Source organism: Halomonas caseinilytica, assembly GCF_001662285.1.
Classification (GTDB): Bacteria; Pseudomonadota; Gammaproteobacteria; order Pseudomonadales; family Halomonadaceae; genus Halomonas; species Halomonas caseinilytica.
In genome coordinates, this window is record NZ_BDEO01000001.1 from 128,660 (window position 1) to 140,387 (window position 11,728).

The window sequence follows — 11,728 nt, forward strand, 5'->3', positions numbered from 1 at the left end:
CTCCTTGCGATGAGGGTCCGGCTATTGCATGTCGCGGAAGGTCGACTGTCAATTCGCGGCACCGAGCGCTAGCGTGTCAGGCATCGTCTTGTCGGATGCAGGAGGCAGACCATGACGCAGCGCCATCGTTTCGACACCATCATCGTCGGTGCCGGCACCGCCGGTTGCTTGCTCGCCAAGCGCCTGACCGAGGACGGCGAGCGGCGCGTGCTACTGATCGAGGCGGGAGGGCGTGACACCTATCCCTGGATTCACATTCCCGTCGGCTATCTCTACTGCATCGACAACCCGCGCACTGACTGGCGTTTTCGCACCGAACCATCACCGGGACTCAACGGGCGCCGGCTGGTCTATCCGCGAGGCAAGACGCTCGGAGGCTGTTCCAGCATCAACGGCATGATCTACATGCGAGGCCAGGCCAGGGATTACGACCACTGGGCGGAGGTGACCGGCGACGATGCCTGGCGCTGGGCGAACTGTCTGCCGGATTTCATGCATCACGAGGATCACCACCGTCTCGATGACGGGGCCGAGCCCGATGCCGCGCATCGCGACTTCCACGGCCATGGTGGCGAATGGCGTGTCGAGCGTCAGCGGCTTCGCTGGCAGGTACTCGACGATTTCGCCCAGGCCGCCGAGCAGGCCGGCATTCCTCGGGTCGATGACTTCAATCGTGGCGATAACGAAGGGGTGGATTACTTCGAGGTCAACCAGCGGAGCGGTTGGCGCTGGAACACTGCCAAGGCCTTCCTGCGAGGCATCGAGGGACGTGACAACTTCACCCTCTGGCATTCGAGCCAGGTGCAGTGCCTGGGCTTCGATGCGGAAGAGTCGAGCCGCCCCCACTGCGCTGGCGTGCGGGTGATGCGGGATGGTGAGGTCGTCGAGGTGGAAGCGGCCCGCGAAGTGGTGTTGTGCGCTGGTGCCATCGGCTCGCCGCAACTGCTCCAGCTGTCCGGTATCGGGCCGGCCGAATTGCTTGCCAAGCACGACATTCCCTTGATCGTCGATTTGCCGGGTGTGGGCGAGAACTTGCAGGATCATCTGCAATTGCGCTCGGTATATCGTGTCAACGGCGCCGATACCCTGAATACCCGTGTCGGTTCATGGTTCGGCAAGACGCGCATCGGCCTGGAATACCTGCTGCGACGTTCAGGCCCCATGAGCATGGCGCCTTCCCAGCTCGGCGTCTTCACGCGCAGCGCACCGGACCAACCGCATGCCAATCTCGAATACCACGTGCAGCCGTTGAGCCTGGAGGCGTTCGGGCAGCCACTGCACGATTTTCCGGCGATCACCGCCAGTGTCTGCAACCTCAATCCGACCAGTCGGGGCTGGGTACGCATTGCCGGTCGCGATCCTTCCCTGGCACCGCTGATTTCGCCCAATTACCTGGCAACCGAGGAAGACCGCCGGGTCGCGGCGGACTCGCTGCGCATCACCCGTCGCATCATCGCTCAACAGGCCATGGCCCGCTATCGTCCCGAAGAGATCAAGCCGGGCGAGCGCTACCAGACCGACGAGGAGCTGGCGCGCCTGGCCGGCGACATCGGCACCACCATCTTCCATCCCGTGGGCACCGCGGCCATGGGGCGTGACGATGACCCCTCGGCGGTGGTCGATTCGCACCTCAGGGTGCGTGGCGTGACGGGGCTCCGGGTGGTGGACGCCAGCGTGATGCCGACCATCACCAGCGGCAACACCAACGCACCGACCCTGATGATCGCCGAGAAAGCGGCCGGTTGGATCCTGGCCGAAACGTCATGATCTCGTCATATCGAGCAAATAGTGTTTGACCTGCGCCTCGCTCAGGCGCATGCTAGTTCGCAGTAGGTTGGCAAGTCGAACATCGCAAGTGGTCATCGAAACGCTCAGTGCATCGATTTCCCGGTGAAACGTTTCTTGTTTTACCCACTGCAACTCGGGTATTTCCCGGCAAATCAATGCTATTTGAGGAATTCGAAAAATGGCTACCGGTACTGTCAAGTGGTTCAACGACACCAAAGGCTTCGGCTTCATCTCTCCGGACGACAACGGTGACGACCTGTTCGCTCACTTCTCCGAGATTCAGGCAGACGGCTTCAAGTCTCTGCAGGACGGCCAGAAGGTCTCCTTCGACGTCACTCAGGGCAAGAAAGGCCTGCAGGCGTCCAACATCAAGGTCGTCGACTGATCGTCGATTGTCCTGATGCAGGATAGCCACCATCCGCTTGGATGGTGGGATGGCGGGGCCCGCGAAAGCGGGCCCCGCTTGCGTTTGCACAACAACAAAATGCCGCCGGGCCCCGGCCGTGATTTATTTGGCGCAGCCGTTACGCTAGGGTGTGGCTTTTGTCTGTGGAGATGATGTCGCCATGAGCGCACCCGACGAGTTGATCATCGAGCCGGCCAACGGCAAGGTCGCCGATGCCTGCGTATTCATCCTGCATGGTCTGGGCGCCGACGGGCATGACTTCGAGCCTCTGGTACCGGCTCTGGAACTGCCCGCCGATGCCGGCGTGCGTTTCATCCTGCCCCATGCGCCTCGTCTGCCGGTGACCGTCAATGGTGGCATGGTGATGCCTGCCTGGTATGACATCACCGAGATGAGTCTGGATCGCCAAGTCGACGAGGCTCAGTTGAAGGCCTCTGCCGAACGCCTCCAGGGCTTGATTCAGGAACAGATCGACCACGGTATCGCGCCGGGGCGTATCATCATCGCCGGCTTTTCCCAGGGGGGCGCCGTGGCTTACGACGCGGCCTTGAGCTTCCCTCAGCGCCTGGGCGGGTTGCTGGCCCTGTCGACCTATCTCGCCACGGCCGACAGCCTCGACTATGCCGATGCCAATCGCGACCTGCCCATCGAGGTGCACCACGGTAATCTCGACCCTGTGGTACCCGAGTCGCTGGGGCGTGCCGCGCATGAACGCCTGCAGGCCATGGGGTATCCGGTCGAATATCGGCAATATCCCATGGCCCATGCCGTCTGCCCCCAGCAGGTCGCCGATATCAGTCGCTGGCTGTGTGCTCGGCTCGGCGGTTGAGGCCACCCTGGTTGGCGTTCGCCCTCCGGCCCGTTATGGTCTAGAAGGGGGAGACGGACTGACGGCTCCCGGCAAGAGCCCTGTCGGCATTGGGCCAGCCGCATGGATAACCGGCATGAACTGGCAAAGAGGAGACGCTCATGGCCTTATCGGAAGATTTACGTTTGCCCGTGGCCTGCCCGAATTGCGGCAGCCACCTGATGCGGGTCCCCAGTATCAAGAATCCCGACGACAAGGTGCACTGTGCGTCATGCCAGCGTTTTGTCTGCCTCTATCACGAGGCCTGCAAGGTACTGAAGCAAGGGCCGGGCAGCGACAGTGAGGCACTGATCGAGAAGGCGGTGAATCGCGGCGCCTGAAGCGTGTCGGATCGGAGTTCACGCGTTTTTCTTGAGGCAATGACATGAAGGGCCGGCGTCTTGCGCCGGCCCCTTGCATTGCAGGATCGCGATCCTGGCGATGTTCAGAGGAGTTCCTCGCCGGCGAGTGCCAGGCGTGAGCGTTCCACACTCATCAGCGTGACGTGACCGGCGTGGGCCCAGTCGCGAAAATGCTGCACGACGGCGGCCATGCCGCAGGTGTTGGCGGTGAGATAAGGCGTGTCGATCTGCCCCACGTTGCCCAGGCAGACGATCTTGGTGTTGCGCCCGGCGCGGGTGATCAGCGACTTGAGTTGCTTGGGCGTGAAGTTCTGTGCCTCGTCGATGATCAGAAAGGTGTCGTTGAGGGTTCGGCCACGCATGAACCCCGGGGCGCGAATCTGCACCCGGGAGCCGAGCAACTGGCGGGTGGCCTCCTGGTTCCAGGTGGTGCTGCCGTCGTGTTCGTCGCGCAGCAGGTTGTCCATGTTGTCGTGAAAGGCACCCATCCAGGGCGACATCTTCTCTTCCTCGGTACCGGGCAGGTAGCCGATGTCCTCGCTCATCGAGATCGGCGCCCGAGTGAAGACCACTCGCTCGAAGCGTTTGGTGTCCAGCGTCTGCTGAAAGGCGGCGGCGAGCGTCATGAAGGTCTTGCCGGTACCGGCGCTGCCGGCAATGGTGACCAGGTCGATGTCGTCGTCCATCAGCAGGTTGAGCGTGAAATTCTGGCGGCTGTCGTGGGCGTGGACGCCCCATACGCTGGCGCCGTGGCGATAGTCGGTGAGCAACTCGAGCTGGGCGTGTCGGGGGCTGACTTCACGCACCACGGCCTCGAAGCTGGCACCGTTGTCGTTGTCCGACACCAGCATGCCGAGGTGCCAGTCTTCCGGGATCTCGCCGGCGAGGCGATAGACCACTCGGTCGTCCTCGCGACTCACCTGGACGTCCGCACGCAGGGTTCCCCACAGGCCACTGCCGTCGTGGCCGGCTTCGGGATAGATGCGGGCGCCGCTGATCATGGCGTCGCTGTCGTCGAAGGCCCGGTCGGTGAGGTAATCCTCCACGGGTACGCCTAGCGCTGCCGCCTTGACCCTCAGGTTGATGTCCTTGGTGACCAGCACGACCGAAGCATCGGGGCGCTCGTCGCGCAGCCGGCAGGTCTCGGTGAGCAGCCGGTTGTCCGGACTGTCCTCGAGTGGGTCGAGCGGCTTGAGGTCGTTGTAGCAGAGCAGGCGAAGTCGGCCTTCGGGGCCGGTGAGACGAGGAATGGGAATGCCGTCGCGAATCTGGCCGATATCGACGTTGGCGGTGAGGTCGGAAAGGGTTCGGCTGACTTGCCGGGCGGTGCGAGCGATCTCGCGGATGCCGTTCTTGTGCTTGTCGAGTTCCTCGAGCACGGTCATCGGGATCACCACTTCGTGCTCGTCGAACTGGTAGAGGGCGGCGGGGTCGTGAATCAGGACATTGGTGTCCAGCACGTAAAGCCGGGTGGCTTTCTTGTCGATGCGTACCATCGGCGCAGCTCTCCTGATTGTCACCGGATCGGCGTCACCAACATGACGCCTCGATGTCGACACTGTCAGCGCAAAATGTCAGGTCTGTGACAGGGCGTGACGTGTCTCCCTGATCGCTAGTGTTCCTCCTTGTCGGGTCTCTATCGGGTTGGACATTGGATGGCGTCGAGGGTGCAATGATCGGCATTGTCGTCAACGCTTCCTTAGCATGGACCATATCGTCAAGTCTGCAAGTAGACGAGCCTTACGGCTACGTCAACGAACCGGGCCCGCCGGGTGGCGGGGCCGCGGTGTCAGGCTTGCACGAGGACGTGTCCGTCGCGCAGGGCGACGCGCCAGGTGCGCAGTCTGACCTGCTCGTCTTCCACGCACTGCCCGTCGCGCAACCTGAAGTGCTGCTTGTAGAGCGGCGAGGCTACGACCGGCTCGCCCGCGACGTCGCCGATGATGCCGCGAGCGATGACATTGGCGCCGGAGAAGGGGTCGTGGTGGTCGATGGCATAGAGTTCCGGGGCGTGGCCGGGCAGGTAGAAGATCGCGACCTGGGCGGGGCCGTCGCGAGTCTCGATGCGGGCGGCGATGCCGGAGTGGGCGACCAGGTCCTCCCTGGTGCACAGGGACTGCCAGTCGTTGGAGGTGATCAGGTCTTCTGCGGTGGCGGTGGTCATGGGAGAGCTCCTTGGTTGTTCGGGAAATCCCGGTTGTTCAGGAGACAGGCCGGTGGCCAGGATTTGCGGGCCTGAGCGGCCGGCGTCGACTTGCTCTCTCGGGGCTGATCCGTCGACAGGTCTTCGAGGAGGCGCTGTGAACCCATCCCTGGGCGCTACCTACGCGATTCATGGCGTAGGACCTCCTCTTCGACCTGTCCCCGGCGCCCCTCGTTGGTACGGGAACCAACCATAGCGAAAGCGCTGTTCAGGCGGGTCTGAGCTGGCCACGCTCCTCGGTCACGATGATGTCCGGATCCGGCCGTTCGTCGTTGACGAAGCTGCGGAAGCGCTTGAGTTTCTCGGGGTCGGAAAGCGCGCCGGCCCACTCGCACTCGTAGTTGTCGATCACCGTCTGCATCTGGCGCTCGAGTTCATCGCCGAGCCCCAGGCTGTCGTCGATCACGACTTCCTTGAGATAGTCGAGCCCGCCTTCGAGGTTTTCGCGCCATACCGACGTGCGCTGCAGCCGATCGGCGGTACGCACGTAGAACATCAGGAAACGGTCGATGTAACGGATCAGGGTGTCGTCGTCGAGGTCAGTGGCGAACAGCTCGGCATGGCGCGGACGCATGCCGCCGTTGCCGCAAACATAGAGGTTCCAGCCGTGCTCGGTGGCGATCACGCCGACGTCCTTGCTCTGCGCCTCGGCGCACTCCCGGGTGCAGCCGGAAACGGCGAACTTGAGCTTGTGCGGCGAACGCAGCCCCTTGTAGCGATTCTCTAGGCGGATCGCCATGCCCACGCTGTCCTGCACGCCGTAGCGGCACCAGGTGCTGCCCACGCAGGATTTCACCGTGCGGGTGGCCTTGCCGTAGGCATGGCCGGTCTCGAAGCCGGCCTCGATCAATTCGGCCCAGATGTCGGGTAATTGCTCGAGTCGAGCGCCGAAGAGATCGACGCGCTGACCGCCGGTGATCTTGGTGTACAGGCCGTATTTCTCGCCGACCTCGCCCAGCACGCGCAGCTTGCTCGGCGTGATCTCGCCGCCGGGAATGCGTGGTACTACCGAATAGGTGCCGTTCTTCTGCATATTGGCCATGAAGGTGTCATTGGTGTCTTGCAGGGGCACGTGGGCGGCGTCGGTGATCGGCTCGTTGAAGCAGGAGGCCAGGATCGAGGCCACCGCCGGCTTGCAGATGTCGCAGCCCAGGCCATGGCCGTGCTTTTCGATCAGCTCGCCGAAGGTCTTGATGCCCTCGACGCGCACGATCGAATAGAGCGCCTGGCGGGTATGGGCGAAGTGCTCGCAGATCGACTGGTCGACCTCCACGCCGCGCGCCTCCAGCTCGCTGTCGACCACGCTCTTGAGCAGGGCGGCACAGCCACCGCAGCCGGTACTCGCCTTGGTGGCGGCCTTGACCGCACCGAGATCGTCGCAGCCGGCGTCGATGGCCTCGCAGATCGCGCCCTTGGTAACGTTATGGCAGGAGCAGATCGAGGCCGTGTCGGGCAGGGCGTCGGGCCCCAGGGCGGGGGCGCCTTCGACATTGGGCAGGATCAGCGAGGCGGGATCCGCCGGCAATTCAAGGCCATTGGCGTAGTACTGCATCAGGGTGTCGTAGGTGGCGTTATCGCCGACCAGCATGGCGCCGAGCAGCTTCTTGCCGTCGCTGGAGACGACCAGCTTGCGGTATACCTGCTTGAGCTGGTCGAAGTAGCGGAACTGGCGGGCACCCGGCGAGCGGTCGCCGTGGGCATCGCCGATGGCGCCGACGTCGACGCCGAGCAGTTTCAGCTTGGTGCTCATGTCGGCACCCTCGAAGGTCAGCTCGCCACCGCACAGGGTGTCGGCGGCGGCCTTGGCCATCTGGTAACCCGGCGCCACCAGGCCGAAGATGCTGCCTTGCCAGAGGGCAACCTCGCCGACGGCGAGAATCGACGGATCGCTGGTCTGGCAGCGGTCATCGATGACCACGCCGCCGCGCTCGCCCATCGCCAGGCCGGCATGGCGGGCCAGTTCGTCCCTCGGACGGATGCCCGCCGAGAAGACGATCAGGTCGGTCTCCAGCCGCTTGTCGTCCTGGAACACCATGCGGTGTCGGCTGGTGTCGCCATTCTCGATGTGCTGGGTCGCCCGGTCGGTCAGTACCTGCACGCCCAGCGCCTCGATCTTCTCGCGCAGCAGCTCGCCGCCTTCGTGATCGACCTGCATGGGCATCAGGCGCGGCGCAAATTCCACCACGGCGGTGTCCAGGTCGAGTCCGCGCAGGGCATTGGCGGCTTCCAGGCCCAGCAGGCCGCCGCCGACCACCACGCCGGTGGTGGCCGAGCGTGCCGCCTCGCGGATGGCGTCGAGGTCGTCCAGAGTCCGGTAGACCAGGCAACCGTCACGGTCACCGCCGGGAATCGGCGGCACGAAAGGGTAGGAGCCGGTGGCCAGCACCAGGCGATCGTACGCATAACGCCCCTGGGGCGTGACCAGCTCCCGGGTGTTCCGGTCGATGTCGGTGACCGCTTCGTGCAGGTGCAGTTCGATGCCGTGCTCGGCGTAGTAGTCAGCGGTCGAAAGCGCCAGATCGTCGGCATCACGACCATTGAAGTACTCGGAAAGATGCACCCGGTCATAGGCCAGGTGGCGCTCTTCGCCGAATACCCGAATTCGGTAGTGCCGATGGGCGCCGCGTTCGATGAGCTGTTCGACGAGATGATGGCCGACCATGCCGTTGCCGACGATGATCAGGTTCTGGGGAGTGGCGTTCGATGCCTTCATGCGGCCTCCTGGTCGAGGGTGTCGGTGACATGTGGGGCGCCTGCTTCGTCGTCGAGCAGGGCCTCGGTATCGGCCTGGCCGAGCAGCAGGGTGCGACGCGCGGTGCCGAAGCGCATGCCGTCCCGGGAGCGGTCGAACAGCCAGGGGCCCATGGCGGTATCGCCGTAGAGTACGGCGCCGTCGATGCGACCATCGCGCAGCAGCAGGCGGCGATATTCGCCCTGTTCGGGATCGTGGTAGGTGAGCACATCATGCTCCGGCGTGGCCTCGATGGGCCCGAAGGCGTACAGCGACACGCCGCTGATCTTGAGCTTGGTGGCGGTCGGGCGATCGCGATAGCCGGGGCCGGCCTCGCCGGCCAGGCGGGCGGCGAGCACCTCGACCTGCTGCCAGATCGGTTCCACCAGTCCGAAGGTGCTCAAGCCGAACTGACAGCATTCGCCCAGGGCATGAATGGCGGCGTCCGAAGTGGTCAGCCACTCATCGACGCGGATGGCACGGTCGCAGTCGAGCCCGGCGGCACGCCCCGGCTCGACGTTGGGGGTGATGCCGGTGGCGATCACCACATGATCGGCGGCCAGCCGGGTGCCATCGGCGAGAATCACGGCACGCACTCGGCCCTGGCTGTTGTCTTCCAGCGCGCTCAAGTGGCCGTCGGTGATCACTTCCAGGCCTCGCGCCTCGAGTTCAACGCGCAACAGCCCTGCGGCGGTGGCGTCGAGCTGGCGGTTCATCAGGCGCGCGCTGCGCTGGATCACCTGAACCCGCATGCCGCGCTTGCGCAGCCCCTCGGCAGCTTCCAGGCCGAGCAGGCCGCCGCCGATGACCACGGCGCGGCCGCCGTGTCGAGCGGCCCGGGCCAGGGCCTCGGCGTCGCCCAGGTCGCGGAACCCATGCACGCCATCAAGGGTCACGCCGGGCACCGGCGGCATGGCGGAACGCGAGCCGGTAGCCAGCACCAGTCGGTCGTAGTCGAGGCTCGCACCCCGGTCGGTGGTCACCCGGCGTGCTTCGCGGTCGATGGCGGTGACGCGCTCGCCGAGCCGGGTCTCGATGCGTGTGCCGGTCTGTGTGGTCGCGGCGTGCTCGGGCAGGCGCAGGGCATCGCGCTGCATTTCGCCGGCCAGCCAGGGCGACAGCAGGATACGGTTGTAGGCGTGGCTGGTTTCCTCGCCGATGACGGTGATCCGGCGGGGCGCCCGGGGCTTGTCGCAGAGTGTCGCGACCAGGCGGTGGGCGGCCATGCCGTTGCCGACGATCACCAGGTGATCGATGGGAGCTCGGTCGTCGGTGCTGATGGTGGCATTGGGTCGCATATCGCAACCTCCTGAAAACGCAAAAAGACGTCTCCGCGCTCCCCGGCATCGGGGGCGCTGAGACGTCTTTGTCCGAAAGCGTGGCGATCGCCGTTGATCGCCGGGGGCCGGTCCGTGGCAAAGGAGCTCGCGGATCGGCGTTGTTCGCTCAAGCGTCTTTCAAGTTCTACGCCATTTTCTTGATAGTGCTTTTATATCATTTGGTTAGGCCGCATCGAGGAGGCTGTTCAGCTGTTACCTGTCGTGTCCCGTGCACGTCATTGGTGCGTGGCGGCATCGAAATGCGCGGGGCTGTAGCAGGTCGAGAGGGTGCGCATGTCGAGCAGGCGACCGTGTTTTCGCATGTGCTGGTCGAGGTGCTCGGCCACATGGGACATGATCTCGGCGGTCGGGCGGGGGTCGCCGACGAGGCTCTGCCAGGCCGGCGGAGCATCGGGCGCCAGGCTCTCGAGATGCGCGACGCTGCGATCCAGGTAAGGCGGCAGCACCAGCCAGCTCTGGGCACGTCGGGCATGTTCCGGCGAGGCGCCGAGCCACTGGCTGGCCTTGTGCAGCGCACGGATCATTGCCGCCAGGGTAGTGGGATAGCGCAGCGCCCAGGAGGCGGTCACGCCCAGGACCTTCTCGGGGTGCGCCGGCCATAGCTGGGCGCCGCTGGCGACGATACGCCCGACGTCGCGATGCCGGGCCAGGCTGCCCCAGGGCTCGCCGACGCAGAACCCGTCGATCTCGCCGTTTTCCAGCGCCTCGACCATACGTGGCGGGGGCAGGGCTCCCAGCGTCACCTGTCGATCGATGTCGATATCGGCACCGGCCAGCCATTCGCGCAGTTGATAGTGCTGGCAGGAGTAGGGATAGACCATCGCCAGCCTGGGCGGCTCGCCGCGGTGGGTGTGCAGTCGGGCGGCGAAGCGGCGGGCATTGTCGCGCGGATCGTGCTCTTCGCCGATATCGTTCATGCCCTCGGACCAGTGCCGCGACAGCACGATGGTGTTGCCGCCACGACCGAGGATGAACGGCGCCAGGGTCTCGCAGGGAGCGCGCGACAGGCCGAGACTCATGGCCAATGGCAGGGGCGAGAGCATGTGGGCACCGTCGAGCAGGCCGGAGGCGACCTTGTCGCGCAGTGTCGACCAGGCATTTTCGCGCGAGAGGGCGACTTCGAGTCCTTCGTCGGCGAAGAAGCCGGCCTCGCGGGCGATGATCGGCAGGGCGGCGTCGAGCAGGGGGATGAATCCCAGCGTCAGTCGTTCGAGTTCGGGCGCGCTCATCGTCCCTTCTCCAGTTGTTCGAGGATGTCGATCACGTTGTTGGCCACGTCGCCGATACGCTGACCGCGGTCCATGGCCAGCTTGCGCAGCATGCGATAGGCCTGGGGTTCGTCACAGTCCTGATGCTTCATCAACAGGCCCTTGGCGCGTTCGATGCGTTTGCGTTCGGCCAGTTGGGTGCGGGCCTGGTCCAGTTCGCGGCGCATCGACTGGAAGGATTCGAAGCGGGCGATGGCGACTTCCATGACCGCCTTGACCCGGCCCGGTACCAGACCGTCCACCACATAGGCGCTGACGCCGGACTTGAGCGCGGCCTGCATGGTCTCGGGGTCATGCTGGTCGGCGAAGAACACCACCGGACGCGGGTTCTCGCGGTTGAGCAGCGACATGCTGTCGAGGGTGTCGCGGTCGGGGGATTCCATGTCGATGATTACTACATCGGGTTGATGGCGGGCGACCATCTCGTTGAGGCTCGTCGGGGCCTGCAGGCGACAGATGACCTCGTGGCCCTCGTTGGCGAGGGCTTCCTCGACCATGGCGGCCCGCACGATCTCGTCGTCGACCAGAAGGACTTTCAAGGGCTGAGGCATGGTGGCGTAGCTCGTTGCATAGGGGCGTTTCCCGATCGGTTGCAAGATGCGTTCCAGTTGCTGGAACTCCTGGTGAACGCCGGCAAAGTGTTGGCCCGATGGCATGGGCAGGAAGTGTGGCGGGCGGGTGTTGCACCGAGTCGGTGCGGGCGGGGTGGCGAGATGCGCCCGAGCTGTGCGGCGAGCTGCTGTCCGCCGGCGGCGAGATCGTCGCGGCACGCGGTATTCCGGG

General features: G+C 64.8%; 10 protein-coding genes. 4 read left to right on the forward strand and 6 right to left on the reverse strand.

Annotated elements, in window-relative coordinates; translation table 11 throughout:
* Positions 1-111 precede the first annotated feature (111 nt).
* The 4 genes from HSDC_RS00540 to HSDC_RS00555 all read left to right on the forward strand — a co-directional run bounded on the left by HSDC_RS00540 (position 112) and on the right by HSDC_RS00555 (position 3,382).
* Positions 112-1,767: a GMC family oxidoreductase gene (locus HSDC_RS00540; RefSeq protein WP_064697979.1), complete on the forward strand. Its 1,656-nt coding sequence runs from the start codon at positions 112-114 to the stop codon at positions 1,765-1,767.
* Between the two features lie 199 nt (positions 1,768-1,966).
* Positions 1,967-2,173, forward strand: coding sequence for a cold-shock protein (locus tag HSDC_RS00545; protein ID WP_064697980.1), 207 nt, complete (start codon positions 1,967-1,969; stop codon positions 2,171-2,173).
* Between the two features lie 181 nt (positions 2,174-2,354).
* Positions 2,355-3,023, forward strand: a complete 669-nt coding sequence (locus HSDC_RS00550) for an alpha/beta hydrolase (protein ID WP_064697981.1) — start codon at positions 2,355-2,357, stop codon at positions 3,021-3,023.
* A gap of 140 nt (positions 3,024-3,163) precedes the next feature.
* Complete coding sequence (locus HSDC_RS00555) at positions 3,164-3,382, forward strand: hypothetical protein (protein WP_064697982.1); 219 nt, start codon at positions 3,164-3,166, stop codon at positions 3,380-3,382.
* A 104-nt stretch (positions 3,383-3,486) separates the two neighbouring features.
* On the opposite strand, the gene HSDC_RS00560 is transcribed toward HSDC_RS00555, so the two are convergent.
* The 6 genes from HSDC_RS00560 to HSDC_RS00585 all read right to left on the reverse strand — a co-directional run bounded on the left by HSDC_RS00560 (position 3,487) and on the right by HSDC_RS00585 (position 11,496).
* Entirely contained in the window at positions 3,487-4,899 is a 1,413-nt protein-coding gene (locus tag HSDC_RS00560) for a PhoH family protein (protein ID WP_064697983.1), read from the reverse strand.
* 293 nt (positions 4,900-5,192) lie between these two features.
* On the reverse strand, positions 5,193-5,567 hold the full coding sequence (nirD, locus tag HSDC_RS00565; RefSeq protein WP_064697984.1) for a nitrite reductase small subunit NirD: 375 nt from the start codon (positions 5,565-5,567) through the stop codon (positions 5,193-5,195).
* A 247-nt stretch (positions 5,568-5,814) separates the two neighbouring features.
* Positions 5,815-8,319, reverse strand: coding sequence for a nitrite reductase large subunit NirB (gene nirB, locus HSDC_RS00570; RefSeq protein ID WP_064697985.1), 2,505 nt, complete (start codon positions 8,317-8,319; stop codon positions 5,815-5,817).
* The gene (locus tag HSDC_RS00575) at positions 8,316-9,635 is read right to left on the reverse strand and encodes an NAD(P)/FAD-dependent oxidoreductase (protein ID WP_064697986.1); all 1,320 of its coding nucleotides are present in this window, start codon (positions 9,633-9,635) and stop codon (positions 8,316-8,318) included. The genes nirB and HSDC_RS00575 overlap by 4 nt, the downstream gene beginning before the upstream one ends.
* Positions 9,636-9,892: 257 nt before the next feature.
* A complete protein-coding gene (locus HSDC_RS00580; RefSeq protein WP_064697987.1) occupies positions 9,893-10,906 on the reverse strand; it encodes a CmpA/NrtA family ABC transporter substrate-binding protein in 1,014 nt (337 codons plus the stop codon).
* Complete coding sequence (locus HSDC_RS00585; RefSeq protein ID WP_064697988.1) at positions 10,903-11,496, reverse strand: ANTAR domain-containing response regulator; 594 nt, start codon at positions 11,494-11,496, stop codon at positions 10,903-10,905. Before HSDC_RS00585 ends, HSDC_RS00580 begins: the two co-directional genes overlap by 4 nt.
* Positions 11,497-11,728 lie beyond the last annotated feature (232 nt).

Bases quoted from the DNA above. Each gene is read 5' to 3' on its own strand.
- HSDC_RS00540 (WP_064697979.1), top strand. From the start codon at position 112: ATGACGCAGCGCCATCGTTTCGACACCATCATCGTCGGTGCCGGCACC.
- HSDC_RS00545 (WP_064697980.1), top strand. From the start codon at position 1,967: ATGGCTACCGGTACTGTCAAGTGGTTCAACGACACCAAAGGCTTCGGC.
- HSDC_RS00550 (WP_064697981.1), top strand. From the start codon at position 2,355: ATGAGCGCACCCGACGAGTTGATCATCGAGCCGGCCAACGGCAAGGTC.
- HSDC_RS00555 (WP_064697982.1), top strand. From the start codon at position 3,164: ATGGCCTTATCGGAAGATTTACGTTTGCCCGTGGCCTGCCCGAATTGC.
- HSDC_RS00560 (WP_064697983.1), bottom strand. From the start codon at position 4,899: ATGGTACGCATCGACAAGAAAGCCACCCGGCTTTACGTGCTGGACACC.
- nirD (WP_064697984.1), bottom strand. From the start codon at position 5,567: ATGACCACCGCCACCGCAGAAGACCTGATCACCTCCAACGACTGGCAG.
- nirB (WP_064697985.1), bottom strand. From the start codon at position 8,319: ATGAAGGCATCGAACGCCACTCCCCAGAACCTGATCATCGTCGGCAAC.
- HSDC_RS00575 (WP_064697986.1), bottom strand. From the start codon at position 9,635: ATGCGACCCAATGCCACCATCAGCACCGACGACCGAGCTCCCATCGAT.
- HSDC_RS00580 (WP_064697987.1), bottom strand. From the start codon at position 10,906: ATGAGCGCGCCCGAACTCGAACGACTGACGCTGGGATTCATCCCCCTG.
- HSDC_RS00585 (WP_064697988.1), bottom strand. From the start codon at position 11,496: ATGCCTCAGCCCTTGAAAGTCCTTCTGGTCGACGACGAGATCGTGCGG.